Origin of the sequence: Flavivirga algicola (assembly GCF_012910715.1) — a bacterium.
Taxonomy (GTDB): domain Bacteria; phylum Bacteroidota; class Bacteroidia; order Flavobacteriales; family Flavobacteriaceae; genus Flavivirga; species Flavivirga algicola.
The window spans coordinates 467,930-485,370 of the sequence record NZ_JABBHF010000002.1 but is presented as its reverse complement, the minus strand read 5'-3'; the positions used below and the strand labels follow the sequence as shown (position 1 = coordinate 485,370).

11 protein-coding genes are annotated in these 17,441 nt (G+C 34.2%); 10 read left to right on the top strand and 1 reads right to left on the bottom strand.

All coding sequences use genetic code 11. The features are described 5' to 3' along the window. Nucleotides 1–55 precede the first annotated feature (55 nt). Genes HHX25_RS04885 through HHX25_RS04875 form a run of 3 tightly spaced genes read left to right on the top strand, consistent with a single transcriptional unit; the run spans nt 56 to nt 3,875 of the window. Nucleotides 56–982, top strand: a complete 927-nt coding sequence (locus tag HHX25_RS04885; protein WP_169670736.1) for a dihydrodipicolinate synthase family protein — start codon at nt 56–58, stop codon at nt 980–982. Continuing rightward, nucleotides 979–2,142: a mandelate racemase/muconate lactonizing enzyme family protein gene (locus HHX25_RS04880; protein ID WP_169670734.1), complete on the top strand. Its 1,164-nt coding sequence runs from the start codon at nt 979–981 to the stop codon at nt 2,140–2,142. The genes HHX25_RS04885 and HHX25_RS04880 overlap by 4 nt, the downstream gene beginning before the upstream one ends. A gap of 5 nt (nt 2,143–2,147) precedes the next feature. After that, complete coding sequence (locus HHX25_RS04875) at nt 2,148–3,875, top strand: sodium:solute symporter family transporter (protein WP_169670732.1); 1,728 nt, start codon at nt 2,148–2,150, stop codon at nt 3,873–3,875. A gap of 221 nt (nt 3,876–4,096) precedes the next feature. Here HHX25_RS04875 and HHX25_RS04870 read toward each other — a convergent pair whose 3' ends face one another. Next, nucleotides 4,097–5,125, bottom strand: a complete 1,029-nt coding sequence (locus HHX25_RS04870) for a LacI family DNA-binding transcriptional regulator (RefSeq protein WP_169670730.1) — start codon at nt 5,123–5,125, stop codon at nt 4,097–4,099. A gap of 155 nt (nt 5,126–5,280) precedes the next feature. Here HHX25_RS04870 and HHX25_RS04865 point away from each other — a divergent pair, with 155 nt between their 5' ends. From HHX25_RS04865 to HHX25_RS04835, 7 genes are all read left to right on the top strand, one after another. After that, entirely contained in the window at nt 5,281–6,927 is a 1,647-nt protein-coding gene (locus HHX25_RS04865) for a sodium:solute symporter family protein (protein WP_169670728.1), read from the top strand. A 24-nt stretch (nt 6,928–6,951) separates the two neighbouring features. Next, the gene (locus tag HHX25_RS04860; protein WP_169670726.1) at nt 6,952–9,231 is read left to right on the top strand and encodes an FAD-dependent oxidoreductase; all 2,280 of its coding nucleotides are present in this window, start codon (nt 6,952–6,954) and stop codon (nt 9,229–9,231) included. 79 nt (nt 9,232–9,310) lie between these two features. Continuing rightward, complete coding sequence (locus HHX25_RS04855; RefSeq protein WP_169670724.1) at nt 9,311–10,030, top strand: hypothetical protein; 720 nt, start codon at nt 9,311–9,313, stop codon at nt 10,028–10,030. Next, nucleotides 10,027–13,218 (top strand): glycoside hydrolase family 2 TIM barrel-domain containing protein, encoded by a 3,192-nt coding sequence (locus HHX25_RS04850; RefSeq protein WP_169670722.1) that lies wholly within the window; start codon nt 10,027–10,029, stop codon nt 13,216–13,218. The genes HHX25_RS04855 and HHX25_RS04850 overlap by 4 nt, the downstream gene beginning before the upstream one ends. A gap of 3 nt (nt 13,219–13,221) precedes the next feature. Beyond that, entirely contained in the window at nt 13,222–14,502 is a 1,281-nt protein-coding gene (locus HHX25_RS04845; protein ID WP_169670720.1) for a glycoside hydrolase family 16 protein, read from the top strand. Between the two features lie 15 nt (nt 14,503–14,517). After that, nucleotides 14,518–15,645, top strand: a complete 1,128-nt coding sequence (locus HHX25_RS04840) for a glycoside hydrolase family protein (RefSeq protein ID WP_169670718.1) — start codon at nt 14,518–14,520, stop codon at nt 15,643–15,645. A gap of 4 nt (nt 15,646–15,649) precedes the next feature. Next, nucleotides 15,650–17,401 carry a glycoside hydrolase family 2 protein gene (locus HHX25_RS04835; RefSeq protein WP_169670716.1) on the top strand — a complete coding sequence of 584 codons (1,752 nt, stop codon included), beginning with the start codon at nt 15,650–15,652 and terminating at the stop codon, nt 17,399–17,401. Nucleotides 17,402–17,441: the final 40 nt, after the last annotated feature.

The window sequence follows — 17,441 nt, the reverse complement described above, 5'->3', positions numbered from 1 at the left end:
AGAACATTAAAGATGCCGATATAAAAATAGACAGAGTTTTAAATTAAATAAAAATATGAATAAGAATAATGAAATGACACTAAAAGGTGTTTTACCAGTTATACCAACACCTTTTAATGAAGATGGAGGAGTAGATAAAGAAGCCATTAAAAAAATTACAAGTTTTTGTATTGAGTCTGGAGCAGGCGGTTTGGTTTTTCCAGGTGTTGCCAGTGAATACGATTTTTTGAGTGCAGAAGAAAGGTTAGAATTGTTGGAGGTGATTTATGAAGTTAATAAAGGCAAACTGCCGCTTATTTGTGGCGGAGGTAAAGGAGATGCCGAAACTATTGTCAATAACATTTTAGAGTCAGAACCATTTGGCTTTCATGCAGCTATGATATTAATACCTAAACAGTATGCAAATGATGAAAAAGGAGCTCATGATTTTTTAGCAACGATAGCGAAACGCGTTCCAAATTTGAGTATTATTTTACAAAATGCACCATTGCCCGTTGGGGCTGGTTTGTCTCCTAAAGCCATTTGTAGAATTGCAGAATCTATAGAACAAGTAAAATACATTAAAGAAGAAACGCTACCTTCAGGTTCCAGAATAACAGAACTCATAGAAAATGCTCCTGATCATCTTATTGGTGTTATTGGAGGTGGAGGTGCCAGATATATTATAGATGAAATGAAAAGAAGTGTTGTTGCCACAATGCCAGCATCAGAAATAACAGATTTACATGTACAGATGTGGAATGCATTTAAAGCAGGAGACGTGGAAACCGCAAGAGAAATTTATAAAGATTCACTTCCTTTATTGATAATTCAGGCTATTTACAGAATGCGATTAACAAAACATGTATTAACCGAAAGAGGTATTTTTAAAAACGATATTGTTAGAGCACCCTTACCTGAATTCGATGATTATGATAAAAAAGAATTATCATTTCAATTACAAAGTCTCTCAAAATATTTTAAAACTACCGTATTGTCATGAGTAAAATAATTTCTGTTGAATCTTTTGTACTCACCATTCCAAGAGACCAGCCTTATCTTGGTGACACAAAAAAAGGAGAAGAAGCTAATGAAAAAGGTTATTTTGTTCGTCAGGGAAATAAAACAGTATATGCAACTGTAGACAGAACGGTTTTAGTACGCATTATAACCGATTCTGGAATAACGGGATGGGGTGAGACCTATGGGCTTATTGCACCAGAGGCGACTATGGCATTGATTAATGATTTTATGGCAGATTTTGTAAAGGGAAAAGATCCTTTTGATGTATCTGTCATTTATGAAGACATCTATAATATGATGCGTTTTCGTGACTATAGCGGCGGCTATTATCACGATGCTTTAGCAGCCATTGATATAGCACTTTGGGATATAGTTGGTAAAATAACAGGTTTGCCAATTTCTAAATTGCTAGGAGGGAGAAGAAGAACAGAGATACCAGCTTATGTTTCTGGTTTGCCAAAACCAACCTTAGAAGAAAGAACCGAGCTTGCAGTTTCGTGGCAAGACAAAGGGTTTAACAGTTTTAAGTTTGCTACACCACAAGCAGGAGAAGATTTAAACTTAGAAATGGAAACCTTAAGAAATGCACTAGGTTCGTCTACAAAGATTGCTTGCGATATGCATTGGAATCAAACGTCTGCAGAGGCCATTTCAAAAATTAAAGAGATGGAGCCTTATAAATTATGGTTTGCTGAAGCACCAGTGACAACAGAGGATGTAAAAGGGTTGGCTCATGTAGCGCGAGCTGTTCAAACGCCTATTGCGGCTGGAGAAGAATGGAGAACTGTTTATGATGCTCAAAAGAGAATTAATGCCGAAGCTGTACATATTGTACAACCAGAAATGGGACATGTTGGCATCACACAATTTATGAGAATTGGTTTAGCGGCTCAATCCCAAAATTTAAGTATTATTCCTCATGCAACCATTGGTTCTGGAATTTTCTTAGCAGCTAGTTTACAGGCTAGTTCAGCATTAGAAGGTATAAAATCGCATGAATATCAGCACACCATTTTTGATCGAAATCAACATTTAATCACCGAAGGGATAGAGGTAAAAGAAGGAGTATATAGAATTACGGATAAGCCTGGTTTGGGAGTTGAGCCGACTGATTATACTATTTCATTACTAAAAAAATAATTTAGATGCAACAAGTCGATTACATTGTTATAATATTATATGCTATTGGAATTGTAGCCGCAGGAATGGTCTTTTCTGGTAAAATGAAAAGCTCCAAAGATATGTTTGCTGCAGGAGGTAAATCACCATGGTGGGTTTCTGGTCTATCAGCATTTATGACCTGCTTTTCTGCAGGAACATTTGTAATATGGGGAGGTATAGCCTATAAATATGGAGTTGTGGCCATCGTTATAAACCTTTGTTATGGCGTAGCAGCCTTACTTGTAGGGAGGTGGATTGCAGGCGTTTGGCGTAAAGCAGGGGTCAATTCAGCCTCAGAATTTCTTCAGGCGAGATATGGTTCTTCAATAGTGCAGTTTTACACATGGGTAAAAGGACTTTTGGTTATGTTCGTTACAGGAGGTTCTATTTATGCGCTTTCAAAAGTAGTGTGTGCACTTATGCCATTATCAGAAGGGCACTTTTTAGCAGATCCAACAACGGGTTATTTGTCGGTTCCTATAACATCTATCATAGTATGTATTATAGTGGTTATTATTGCTTTTTCTGGTGGTTTATGGGCTGTTTTAGTGACTGATGTTTTACAATTCATCATCCTTTCAGTTTCTGTGATTTTTGTGATTCCTTTGATTTTTGGTGAAGTAGGGGGGATCAGCTCATTCATAGAAAACGTTCCAGAAGGATTTCTTTCTCCAGTCGTTGAAGAATATTCTTGGTGGTTTATGATTGGATGGGTAACTATCAATTTTGTAGCCATGGGAGGAGAATGGGCTTTTGTGCAGCGTTATGTATGCGTACCTAAAGCCAAAGATGCCAAAAAAGTGGCTTATTTAATTGGAGGATTATATATTATAAGTCCAATTTTTTGGATGATTCCGCCATTAGTATACAGAGTTATTAATCCAAATGCAGATACAGAGCAAGCCTATATTTTAGCGTGTCAAAAAGTATTGCCAACAGGTATGATAGGTTTAATGATTGCAGCTATGGCATCTGCCACAGCGAGTATGGCAACCACAAGACTTAATGTTTTTGCGGGGTCTTTTACAGAAATTTATCAACGCATAAAAGGACATACTGTTAGTGAAAAACAAGTCGTAAATGTTGGTAGAATTGTTACTATAATTTTAGGAGGCATTGTACTTACAGGAGCATTATTAATACCGTTGTATGGCTACACAAATTTTATTATAGATATCAATACCTTACTCTACATACCCTTGATACTTCCATCAATTTGGGGATTGTTTTCCAAGAAAATAAGTTTATGGGCTGTGTGGGTAACTACTATAACAGGCTTTATTTCAGCTTATATTATTAAGTTTGCTTTAGTTGGTGACGGTTTTTTAACGCATGTAGAGCTTTTTAAACCCATGGTAAATTGGATTGCTGATAATAGTAGAATAACAGATATGTTATCAGGAATTATTGTGCCACTTATTATGTTATTGGCTTTCGAGATTTTTAGTAAAAAAGAAAATGAAGGTTGGGCTAAGGCTTTAAGTTTGAAAAAGCAGTTTGAAACTCAAAAAGCATCAACAGCGTCTTTAATGCCACTAAAAATGATAGCCATTACAATTTTTATCATTGCTTTAGCCATTGCAATTTTAGCTTTGGTTAATGATGAGCATAAAAAATTAATGTTTTCGTTTTCAATAGCTTTAGCTGTTATTGCTTACATAGCATTTAAGTATTTTACAAAAGCTAAAAAGGCATTGAGTTTGACTGATTAAATAAACTACTATGTGTTTGAAATGCATAGTTTTAAATAAAGAATGAAGTTCTTTTATAACAGAGTTGTCATTCCTGCGCAGGCAGGAATCCAAAAGCATGACAGGATTCCGCATCAAGTGCAGGAATGACAAATTGATCACAAAAGTTTATAGAAACTTAAGTAACTGTAATGGGATTACAGGGGTTTAACCTTTAACTTTATAGTAAAAGGTTAACGTAATTATAATAAGTCAGTTGTAGAACCTTTTACAGAAGACTTTCTAATAGTAAATTCACCATTTAAAACAATAGTCTCAATTGGAGTGTTTTTGTTTTCAATTTGCTTCAATAAAAGTTCTCCAGCTTTTTTAGCCATTTCATAAGTAGGTTGTTTAACACTACTTAATTGGGGGGTTACCAGTTCAGCTATTCGTGTTTCTGTAAATCCAACAAAAGCTACATCTTCAGGTACTCTATAACCATTATCTTTTAGTTTTTTAATGGCGCCCAAAGCTACCATATCATTCACACAGAAAAATGCATCAGGTATGTCATGATGAAAGATTAAATCTTCAATAACTTCCATACCTTCTTTTGCTAACAATCCCGTTTCAATAATTTTGTAATTATCCTCCAGAATATGATGTTTTTTCATAGCTTTTTTAAATCCCTGAATGCGTTCATAAGAAACAGATAAATCTTTATAGCCTGATAGATGATAGATTTTTTTATACCCTTGTCTAATTAAATGTTCCGTAGCAAAAAAACTCCATTTCAGGTTGTTAAAAACCACTTTTGAAACAGGAATAGACGTTTCAATTCTATTTAAAAATACCATAGGGTATCCCTCCTTAACTTTGCTTTGGTAGTATGTCATGTTTTTGCTGCCTCTAGTTGGAGCTATGATTAAACCATCAACCATATTATTGATTAAGGTTTGTACGTTCATTAATTCCTGGTCTTCATCCTCATCAGACTGCATTACCAAGATTTGATAGCCTTTAGAAATTAAAAAATTTTGGAGTGCAATTACAATTTCAGAATAATACTCATTAATAAATTCTGGTACCACAACACCGATATTTGAAGAACGCTTTTTACTTAATGATTTAGCCATTGGGTTAGGGTGATATCCCATGTCTTTAGCCGTTTTTAATACAAGCTCTTTGGTTTCTTTTTTTATATCATATTTATCATTAAACGCTCTGGAGACTGTAGAAATAGATACGTTTAATTTATCTGCAATGTCTTTTATTGTAAAATGCTTCATTTAAAATTTGTGTTAAAGCTAAAATAGTGAATTTTTCGGAAGCGTTTTCGGTAATTTTTTTCGTTTTCGGAAGCGTTTTCAGAGCATAAAAACAATATTGTTTTAATTGAGTTATATGGTTGTAGTATCTTTCAAAAGAATTAAAAATTTCTTTAATGAATAATATCGATATAATTGTCATATTAGTGTTTACAGCACTAGTTTTTATTTGCGGAATGAGTTTTTCTAAAGCAGGTAAAAACATGAAGTCTTTTTTTGCTGCAGGAGGTGCTTTACCATGGTGGATGAGTGGTTTATCCTTATTTATGAGTTTCTTTTCGGCAGGCACATTTGTGGTTTGGGGTTCTATAGCCTATTCCAGTGGTTGGGTGGCAGTTAGTATTCAATGGACCATGTGTATTGCAGGAGTTATTATAGGCTTCTTTATTGCTCCTAAATGGCAAAAAACCAAAGCCTTAACGGCAGCAGAATTTATTGCAGATAGGTTTGGAGTATCCATTCAAAAAATATATACCTACCTGTTTTTATTCATATCAATTTTTACAACAGGAGCCTTTCTATACCCAGTGGCAAAAATTGTTGAAGTTTCAACAGGTATTCCCATCACAACCAGTATTATTGTTTTGGGGGTTCTCATACTTATTTATACTGCTGTAGGAGGTTTATGGGCCGTTATTGTGACTGATGTTTTGCAGTTTATTGTGCTCACAGCTGCAGTATTGATTGTTTTACCGCTCTCTTTTGATAAAATTGGAGGTGTTAATAATTTTATAGCTAACGCACCCGAACATTTTTTTGAGTTTACCAATTCTGAATATACAGGAGTTTTTATGGTAGCTTTTGGACTGTATAATTTATTTTTTATTGCAGGAAATTGGGCTTATATACAACGATATACAAGTGTTGCTACACCAAAGGACGCTAAAAAAGTAGGTTGGTTATTTGGAGCGCTTTATACGATTAGTCCTTTAATATGGATGTTACCTCCAATGATTTATAAGGTGTTGAATCCAGATTTAGGAAATTTAGCAGAAGAAGGGGCTTATCTTTTAATGTGTAAAGAAGTGTTGCCTGTAGGTATGTTAGGCCTAATGTTAGGAGGAATGGTATTTGCAACATCCAGTTCTGTAAATACTACTTTAAACATTTCTGCTGGAGTTCTAGCTAACGATATTTACAAGAATATGTTCCCGAAAACTACCAACCAAGGTTTGGTAAGAGTGGGGAGAATAGCGACAGTTTCTTTAGGAATTCTTACCATAATAATTGCATTATTAGTTCCTTATTTTGGGGGTATTGTAGAGGTGGTTATGAGTGTAGCAGCATTAACAGGAGGTGCTATGTTTTTACCTCCGTTATGGGGATTGTTTTCAAAACATCAAACAGGCAAATCTGTATTAACAGTTACCATTATTTCTTTAGCTATTAATGCCTTTTTCAAATTTTTAGCTCCAGATGTAATAGGTATTACCTTAGATCGTGCTATGGAAATGGTTGTTGGTATGGGAATCCCAATTATTCTAATGGGTATCTTAGAGTTGTACTTTATTCAATTTAAAAATGATACATCACAGTATACCAAATATTTGGCAATTACAAGTGCTAAAGAAACTGCTACAGATAAAGACGAAGAAGCTAGTAACAATAAAAAAGGTATTAGGGTAATTGGTCTTGGAGTAGCTGCAACAGGACTATTAATAATCATCCTATCATTTATGGCAGATTCAGCAAAATTGCTAGTTAGTGGTATGGGAATAGCTATTTTGCTTTTAGGATTGTTCATTATAAAAAAATCTAAATAATTTAAGATAATAATTTGTGTTTTAATGATTGTAGAAACATTTAATAAAGAGAAACGTAACAGTAAAACTGTAGAGTTAGTTTGTGATTTAGGAATTACTGGTGGAGGAACAGCAGGCGTTTGTGCTGCTATAACAGCTGCAAGAAAAGGCACTAAAGTAGTGTTAATTCAAGATAGACCTGTATTAGGGGGTAATGCATCATCTGAAGTAAGGTTATGGATATTAGGTGCAACCTCGCACATGGGAAATAACAATCGTTGGTCTAGGGAAGGCGGCGTGATTGATGAAATTTTAGTAGAGAATTTATACAGAAATCCAGAAGGTAATGCTGTTATTTTTGATACAGTTTTACTTGAAAAAGTGTTAAACGAAGAAAATATAACATTGCTTCTAAACACAAGTGTTTATGATGTAACTAAGTCTGGTGATACTAAAATAGAATCGTTAAAAGCTTTCAATCCTCAGAATTCAACAGAATATATAGTAAAAGCACCCTTGTTTTGTGATGCTTCAGGAGATGGTATTGTAGCATTTAAAGCGGGCGCATCATTTAGAATGGGAGCAGAACCCAAAGAAGAATTTGGAGAATTATTTGCTCCAGATAAGTCTTATGGAGAATTACTTGGGCACTCTATGTATTTCTATAGTAAAAATACCGATAAACCAGTAAAATTTAAAGCACCAGAGTTTGCTTTAAAGGATATTAAGCAGATACCACGATATAAGGCGATAGGAAAAGATGATAAAGGGTGTCGATTCTGGTGGTTTGAATATGGTGGACGACATGACACCATTCATGATACGGAGCATATAAAATATGAACTTTGGAAAGTGATTTACGGCGTTTGGGATTATATTAAAAACTCTGGTGAATTTGATGATGTAGATAATATGACCTTAGAATGGGTTGGTACTATTCCAGGAAAGCGTGAAAGTCGCAGGTTTGAAGGATTATACATGATGACGCAACAAGATGTGATTAACCAGCAACAGTTTGATGATGTCATAGCACATGGAGGTTGGGCCATCGATTTACATCCAGCTGATGGTGTTTATAGTAAACTATCGGCCTGTACACAATGGCATTCTAAAGGAGTGTATCAGATTCCGTATCGTTCGTTTGTAAGTAAAGATATAGATAATCTGTTTCTAGCAGGAAGAATTATAAGTGCAACTCATGTAGCATTTGGTTCAACACGTGTTATGGCTACAACAGGGTTATGCGCCCAAGCTGTGGGTATGGCAGCAGCTTTATGTACAGAAAAGGGAATGAACCCAGCAGATATTTTGAAAAATAGAAGTATAGAAACGCTTCAAAATGAGTTAAATATTGTGGGGCAGAGTATTCCTAATATTCCAATAAATTCAAAATCAAATCTAATTAGTGAAGCAGCTATGGAAGTATCTTCAGAATTAGAAATTTCTGAAATTCCATTTGATGGGGATTGGTTTAGATTAAACATATCTGCAGCTCAATTATTACCATTTAAGGCTAATCAGAATTATAATTTTCAATTACTTGTAAAAGCTGATGAAGCTACGGAATTAGAAATACAATTAAGAACTTCTGAGAAATCCAAAAACTATACACCTGAGCTCATCTTAGAAAAGCAAACCTTTAGTTTAAATGAAGGTGAACAACATATAAACGTTGAGTTTTTAAAAGGGACTCCAAATAATCAGTACGCTTTTGTCTCATTTTTATCGAATGATAAGGTAAGTCTGAAAACAAGTGACAAACGCTATTCTGGCATTTTATCTGTTTTCAATGGGGTTAATAAAGCAGTGTCTAATAACGGAAAACAAGTGCCTCCAACAGATATTGGAGTAGATGAGTTTGAGTTTTGGACACCTCATCGTAGGCCAGATGGCAAAAATATAGCTATGAAAATTTATCCAGCCATTCAGTCGTTTGGCAGTGATAATATTGGCAATGGTTATGTACGTCCGTGGGGAGAAGTAAATGCTTGGGTAGCCGATTTGAATGATAAAAATCCAAGTTTAAAAGTGGAATGGGATGAAGTTAAAAAGGTTTCAGAAATCAAATTATTCTTAGATCCAGATTATGACCATCCCATGGAATCAACTCTAATGGGACATCCAGAAGAAGTAGTGCCTTTTTGTATGCGCAATTATAAGATAAAAGATCTAGATGGAAACATGCTCCATAGCGTTGAAGGTAATTACCAAACTATTAATGTGTTTAAGCCTGAAAAGCCTTTAAATTTAAAAGGATTTATAGTTGAAGCAGAACATCCATCGGAAGATGTACCCGCAGCAATTTTTGAAATATTATGCCAATGATGTAATGAGATGAATTGTGATGTACAAATGCTTGAATTAAAAAAAGACATTACTTAACATATAGTAAACAGATTAAAGTGTGAATAATATAAAATATTTCGTCATCATAATTAGTGTATTGATGGTTAATATTATAGATGCACAAGAAAATTATGGGGAGCTAATTTTTGTTGATGATTTTGAAAGAGTAGAATCGCAAGAGCTGAAGGATGAGCCTGGTAATAATTGGACAACTAGTAGCAATAAAACGGCACCAGGACATAAGCAAGTCGATTTAATAGATGGCACATTGCATATATGGATGCATAAATCTGCAAACCATGCAACAGCAGTACGGCATGAACTTGGGTTTAAAGATGGTTCGGTTGGTTTGAAATTTTTACTTACTTCTAACCAAGATGAATTAAAGTTGAATTTTGCAGACCTTTCTTTAAAAACGGTTTGGGCTGGACACTTATTTGATGTGGTGGTTCGAACACATGAAATTGTTTTTGAAGATAGGAAAACAGGAAATATGAACCTAAAAATACGAAAATCCATATTAGAAAAAAGTTTAACCAAAGCCCAAAAAGAATCACTTAAATCTAAGATACATAAAACCCCTTATGTGTTGGAAATCAACAAATGGTACGAGCTATTAGTACACATCAATAAAAACAAAGTTGAAGTTGAGATTGGAGGGAAAAAAGTAGGGGAATTCAAGTCAGAAGGATTTGAGCATAATAATAAAGCACTTCTAAGATTGCTGGTTCCAAATCAAGTATATATAGATGATGTTAAATTTTGGAATAGGAAATGAGACGTATAGTTTGCAAAATATATTATACCTTATTACTTGGTTTTGTATTTAATATTAATCTAAGTTGTTCACAAGAACCTAACGAGTTATCCTTAAACGCTAACGAGTTATCTTTAAACGGAAATTGGAAATTCCATGCCATTTATGGAGAGGGAGCCAATTACATGAATATAAAAGCAACTGAAGATCATATTATTATAGATAATAAGGATGCTAACGTAGAAATTCATGGCGAATGGAAATCTTCTAAAACAGGGATTCGGTGTTCTAAATTTTATGGAGAAGACTATTTAAAGCATAACTTCCCTGAGAATAATTTAGTTGAAGGAAAGAAAAAAGATGATGCCTATTTTAGATTCAAACCAGATTTTAAAACATCTGGATATTATGAAGCATTTACCAAATACCCTTTTGAATCGCATCTTACCGCGCAATATAATGTAAAGCATGCAGATGGAATCACCACAAAATATGTAAGTCAACGTGTGTTTTGTAATGAATGGGTTAGCCTGGGTATTTACAAATTTGATAGTGCCGATACTAATTATGTAGAACTAACAGCTATTGCTGGAGGTACAGTTGCTGCAGATGCAGTGTTATTCAAGGAAATTTCTAAAGAAAAGTTTTTAATTGCCAAAGATGAACCAAAACAGGTGTTTAAAACTGATTTTGATGATTCTAGATGGCATGATTTAAAAGTACCAGGGCACTGGGGAATGATCAACGATTTTTCAAATTACACAGGAATAGGCTGGTATAGAAAAACTATTGATATACCCAAAGCTTGGACTAAAGCTTCAGATGACAGGTATTATTTAAAATTTGATGGCGTATATCACCTATCAAAAATATATCTTAACGGCACATTTATTGGAAGTAATAGAGGCGGTTTTACACCTTTTGAGTTTGATGTTACAGAAGCCCTAAATTTTAATGGTAAAAATATAATTGCAGTTCAAGTAGACAATACAGCCATTGTTGGAGCAACCTGGAATTGGGGTGGTATAATAAGAGACGTAACTCTTACAAAAAACAAAGATGTTCGTATAGATTACCAACATATACACGCTGATCCCAATCTTAAAACAGGAGCGGTCGCGTTAAAATTAAAGGTGAGAATCGAAAATAATTCCAATGAGAAAAGAAGCATTACAGTTAACTCAAAAGTAATTGATACAACAGAAATAGGAGTTTTAAGTGGCACTATTGAAATTGAACCAAATACATCACAAGATATACATTTAGAAGCTTCATTAAAAGCTGATGCTGTCACATTATGGCATTTTGATAACCCAAAGCTGTACCAAATAGAAACTTCCATTTCCGAAGGTAAAACTGTTTTAAATAAACGAAGCGATAACTTTGGTATTAGAAAAATAGAACTTACCGATTCTAAAATGTTGTTGAATGAAGAACCAGTACGTTTAGCTGGATTTAATAGAGTTAGTGAACATCGTTTTTGGGGATCTTCAGAACCTTTAGAAGTGCTTGAAAAAGATGTTGACCTTTTAAAAGAAGCTGGAGCTAATTTTATGAGAATCATGCATGGTACCCAAAACGAAAAGCTCATAGATTTGTGCGATAGAAAAGGCATTTTATTGTTTGAAGAAATAAACGTAAGAGATTTAGATAACGACGAATTTAGAGCCAATTATCAACCGCTTTCAGAAGTTTCTAAAGATGAAGAAATACTTCAAAACCCAGATGAAGAAGTTTTGTTTTTAGACCAAGCTTATGTTAAAACTTCAAAAGAAAAAGGTGTCAAAAAAAACTATCTGTTGTCAAAATATTGGCTAAAAGGAATGATAGAGCGCGACATAAATCACCCAAGTATTATTGGTTGGAGTGTTGGTAATGAGTTAAATAACCATATGGCATATGGCAAAGAAGCCATAGCATATGTTAAGAACGAACTGGATCCTTACAGGTTAGTAACATGTGTGAGTAATTCAGGTCAAAAAGAACAATACACACCAGAAACCGACCCCAATACCTATGCAGATATCATCATGCATAATATGTACCGCTGGCAAGGGAAACCGCAGGAAATTTTAACCACATTACGTACCAAATGGCCAGATAAACCCATTTTTATCTCAGAATATGGCTTTGACCCGTTTCAAACTACATCACCTAATGCAGATAAAGCCATTTTCTCTGAGTGGATGAACCATTTTAGGCATAAAAACGAGTTTGTAGTAGGCACATCCATGTGGACGTTTAATGATTACAGAAGTGCTTATGCAGGTACTACAGCAGAGGAAAATAGAGTTTGGGGTGTTATTACTTCATGGCGACAAAAAAGAAGACTCTTTAATCGACTTAAAAAAGAGCATGCACCAATTCATGATATCAAAATTTCAAATATCGATTTTGAAAAAAGTACGGCAAATATAAGCATGCCTATTAAGAGCAGAAGCGATTACCCAAGTCATAGTATGGTGAACTATAAATTAGAGTATTCGTTTAGAGATACCAAAGGAAAAGTAATAGCTACAAACGCTATTGATTTACCAGAGCTAACCCCAGAAGATACCATTTGGAATGGTGTAATTACATGGGAAACCATATCAAAAGATGATATTTTAGATATCACTGTACGTTTGGTATCACCCACCAATTATTCAAGATTTGATAAAACCATATCCTTTACAAAGGCGATAACCCCTAAAATTTCAGAAGCAATTTCAGGAAACAATGCGGCACGAATCATTTTTGATAAAGTACCCAACGCCACAGAATATGCTGTGTCTTATGTAAGTGATGAAGGTAAAACCATTACATCTCCGAAGACGATTACTAATGTTATAGATATAGATAGTTTAACCAATGGAAAAGCGTACATTTTTAAATTGCATGCCATCAATGATAAAGGAGAAAGTAACCCTTCTCAAGCAAAGCAAGTAACACCAAATGGCAGACCATTACCGCCTATAGTTTGGGATGCATTTATCACTGATACTAAATTGGTTATAGGCTATTCTAGTGATTTTGAGGATGAAGATTATACTGTTAAATACGGTAGTTCAGAAGAAAATCTAGATAAAGAATTCACGTCAAATGTTAGAGGGATGATGTCTATTGATTTTAAAGACGAAAAAAAGGTGTATTTTAAGATCAAACGTGAGGCCGATGGAAAAGAAAGTAACTGGTCTGAAACAATACAAGCAATCAAAGTAAAAATTTAAGTAATGAGATTTTTTATAATATGTTTTCTTTCAATAAGTTTTGTTTGTGCGCAATCAAAAAGCGATAGTCACAAAAAAGCTTTTGAAAATTACGAAGTTATAGACTTAAAGGATTGGAATTTATCATGGCAAGATGAATTTAATTATGAGAACGAGGCATTAGACAATAATTGGATTTCACAAAATGGACCAACACAGCACGTTTTGGTAGCCTGTAGTCGTTGGAGAGAAAATGCTATTGTACATAATGGTATTCTGGAGCTTGCGATAAAAAAGGAAACAAGAGGAGGACAAGATTGGACGGCTGGTAATGTTTGGACAAAGAAAACCTTTGGCTATGGATACTTTGAGGCTAGGTATAAATATGCAGCTGCGCCAGCAACTAATAACTCTTTTTGGTTATGGCCTAAATTTAGACTACCTAAAGGAGAAAAGGCATGTGAAGTAGATATCAATGAAGGGCACTTTCCAAGCGTTATAAATACAAATGTACATAACTGGACAGATTTTGATACAGCTCCTGATGGGAGAAAAACGCATTCTAGCAATCAATTACATCATACGCTTACAGCTCAACCATTGCATGAAATTGAGTTAAAAGAAGTGGTAAAAGCTAAAAAAATCAGATTGCTTTCAACAACACCTAAATCAATTCAAATAAGCGAATTACGCATTTTTGGGACATCAATCAAGAACTTTCCGAAAAGTAATAAACCATTGCCCAGACATATCGAAAATTTAGTGGCTAATAATGATGTTACCATTACAACAAACGGGAATAATTCCAATGCTTTAAAGTCAGAACCTAGTTTTGTTGCAGATAATCGTCTTGATACTCGATGGGTATCGAGAAACTCTGGAGAAAAATGGATAGAGTTTGAATGGGATACTCATAAAAAAATAAAAAGTATTCAGTTCATAAACGGTTGGTTGCAAAATGATGGTATTTCAAGAAATTTAATAACAGATTATAAAATACAAGTATTTGAAAATAATGATTGGAGAACAATTCATGAGTATAATTTATCAGAAACATCAAACTTTGGGGAAGAATATCACACTTATGGTTTAGAATGGAATGAAGATTACTTTAAATTTTATTTTGATGGTAAATTGTATCATACAATGAGAAATAGGGTTTGTTTTAGTCAAACTAACATTCTATTTAGTTTGGCAATTTTGAAAAAGGATTATTCAGGACCTATTACAAATGATTTAGACGGAAAAAGCATGAAAATAGACTACGTTAGATATTACAATCGAAAAAGTAAAACAACAAACTAAATACAGATGAAAATTATGCGTAAACTTTCGTTATCACTTCTTTTAATAACTGTATTAATAGCTTGTTCTGGTAAAAAGAACAAAAAAGAGACGTTGAATACTATAAAAGAAGACGTTATCGACTATCAGATTGAATTGGGTGAAGTTTCACCTCAATCTGTTTTCGTAAATGATTCTTTAAGTATTTGGGGAGGTTCTCTAGTTAAAGGTGAAGATGGATTATACCACATGTTTTATTCTCGTTGGAAAAAAGATTTAGGTTGGGTTTGGGATTCTCACTCAGAAATTGCCCATGCCATTTCCAAAAGTCCCTTTGGACCCTTTGAACATAAAGATGTGACTCTCCCTATTCGTGGTGCTGAATACTGGGACGGACTTTGTACGCACAATCCAACCATCCATAAGTTTAATGGTAAATACTATTTGTATTATATGGGAAATACGGGAGATGGGAAGATTTATAGTAGGCCAGGAAAGGTGAAATTAAATCCTGTTCATCGAAACAATCAGCGTATTGGAGTTGCCGTTGCTGATAATCCTAATGGCCCATGGAAACGTTTCGACAAGCCTTTAATCGATATAAGTGCAGACAGTACTGCGTTAGATGCTTTAATGACTTCTAACCCCTCAATTACCAAACGTCCAGAAGGTGGTTTTTTAATGGTGTATAAGGCAGTAGGTAAAAAGAAACCTGGAATTTGGGGAGGCCCTGTAGTGCATTGCGTAGCAACATCTGATAGTCCTATGGGACCATTTAAAAAATATGACAAACCAGTTTTTATAGCAAAAGGACATGATTTTCCAGCGGAAGATCCTTTTATATGGTATGAAAGTGGGAAATATAGAGCAATAGTAAAAGATATGCACGGTGCCTTTACTGATGAAGGACGCGCACTAGTATTATTTGAATCTGAAGATGGTTTCGACTGGAACTTATCTGAAAACGGTTTGGTTTCCAAATTGGAAATAAATTGGAAAGATGGAACTACTCAAAAAGTGGAGCATTTGGAAAGGCCACAATTATATCTTGAAAATGGAAAGCCGATAGCATTGTTATGTGCCTCAGATACAGTAGATGAAAAAGGCATAATACATTCGTTTAATGTACAAATACCATTAAAAATAACAAAACATAAAAACTAAAAGGATGAAGAAAATATATTACTTATTTGTAATTCTAATAACATGTTATGCGTGTAATGAAGATATACAAAAAGAGGAATTAGGTCAAATTTCCCTTAATGGTACTTGGCAGTTTTTAGCTTCTAATGACATAGATGAAAAAGAAGTTCTACTAAAAACATTTAGCCAATGGGATACTATAAAAGTACCAGGAAATTGGGATACACGTGAACGTTATTCAGAATATGTAGGGAAAGGTTATTATCAAAAAGAATTTAGTTTGCCTGAAAACTGGAATGGAAAACAAGTGAGATTAAAGTTTGATGCCGTATATGAAACTTCAAAAGTATGGCTGAACGGACAAGAATTAGGAGAACATGTTGGTGGGTATACACCTTTTGAATTTAATATTACGGATAAAGTCGTTTTTGATAAACCCAATTCTGTTGTAGTTATGGCAGATAACACTTATAAACGCGGTGCTTGGTGGGCATGGGGTGGTATAAGTAGAAATGTATCTTTAATAGCTAATCAAGATGTTAGAATGGTGTATCAGCATATTACATCAGTACCCGATTTTGAGAAAAATGTAGTTGATTTTACAATTAAATATAAAGTTGAAAATAATGGTAATACATCAGCTTCTGCTAACATATATTCTGAAATTGAAGGAATCCATAAAGATTCTGTGTCTTTAACGGTTGAAAAAGCATCAACAGCGGTTTCATATTTAAAATTTAAAAAACCGCTTTCAGAAGTAAAACTATGGCATTTTGATGCACCTAATCTTTATGAATTAAATAGTACAATTTCTATTAATACTAATCAGGTTGATACAGCTTCAGATAAATTTGGGATAAGAAAATTTGAAGTTCGAGGTGAGCAATTCTTTCTAAATAATGAAGCTGTAAGAATGAATGGAATTAACCGTGTGCATGACCATCCAGTTTATGGTAACACAGAACCTGATGATTTAGTATTAAAGGATATGCTAGATATTAAATCTTTAGGATGTAATTTTTCACGTTTAATGCATGCGCCACTCTCTGAAAACTTACTAAAAGTGTGTGATAGTATTGGCTTTTTATTAGTAGAAGAAATTCCAGTTTGGGGAGATGATGACCCGCAAACGTTTCCTGATAACCCTCTAACCAAAAAATGGATGAAAGAAATGATAGAACGTGATTATAATCACCCATCTGTAGTTGCTTGGAGCGTTGGTAATGAGTTACGAGAGAACGATTCAATTGCAGCAACATGGCCAGAAAAAAAGATGACCAAAAATCAGTATGATTACGCAAATTCCATGTTAGATTATGTTGCAGCATTAGACCCTTCAAGATTAAAAACATACGTTACTATTACCACATACAGAAAAGGTGAAATAGGAAGCGAACCCTATGAAAAAGTAGATTTTATATCAATGAATTCTTATGGAAAAGCAGTGGAACTTGCTAAAAAAACGCATGATAAATTTCCAGGGAAACCAATTTTTATTTCCGAAATTGGTATTGGGCAAATTGGACCCGCGCCTAAAGGAAAATTAACAGACAAGCTTGTAGGGTATTTAAAAGAACTAAAAGATTTACCATATGTAACAGGCGTATCGCTTTGGAGCTATAACGATTACAGAAGTAATTATCGTGGTACACCAGAATCTGGATTTAGAGAATGGGGTATTGTTGATGAAAAAAGAAATAAAAAAGAAGCCTATAAACAACTTAAGGAGATTTATGCTTTTTGGAGTATAAGACAGTTAAAAGAAACTGACAAATAATAAATTACGCGACATATAAATCTATTGAATAAAAAAGATT

Coding starts and splice junctions, on each gene's coding strand:
- HHX25_RS04865 (WP_169670728.1), top strand. CDS start 5,281: ATGAATAATATCGATATAATTGTCATATTAGTGTTTACAGCACTAGTT.
- HHX25_RS04840 (WP_169670718.1), top strand. CDS start 14,518: ATGCGTAAACTTTCGTTATCACTTCTTTTAATAACTGTATTAATAGCT.
- HHX25_RS04850 (WP_169670722.1), top strand. CDS start 10,027: ATGAGACGTATAGTTTGCAAAATATATTATACCTTATTACTTGGTTTT.
- HHX25_RS04875 (WP_169670732.1), top strand. CDS start 2,148: ATGCAACAAGTCGATTACATTGTTATAATATTATATGCTATTGGAATT.
- HHX25_RS04860 (WP_169670726.1), top strand. CDS start 6,952: ATGATTGTAGAAACATTTAATAAAGAGAAACGTAACAGTAAAACTGTA.
- HHX25_RS04835 (WP_169670716.1), top strand. CDS start 15,650: ATGAAGAAAATATATTACTTATTTGTAATTCTAATAACATGTTATGCG.
- HHX25_RS04880 (WP_169670734.1), top strand. CDS start 979: ATGAGTAAAATAATTTCTGTTGAATCTTTTGTACTCACCATTCCAAGA.
- HHX25_RS04845 (WP_169670720.1), top strand. CDS start 13,222: ATGAGATTTTTTATAATATGTTTTCTTTCAATAAGTTTTGTTTGTGCG.
- HHX25_RS04870 (WP_169670730.1), bottom strand. CDS start 5,125: ATGAAGCATTTTACAATAAAAGACATTGCAGATAAATTAAACGTATCT.
- HHX25_RS04885 (WP_169670736.1), top strand. CDS start 56: ATGAATAAGAATAATGAAATGACACTAAAAGGTGTTTTACCAGTTATA.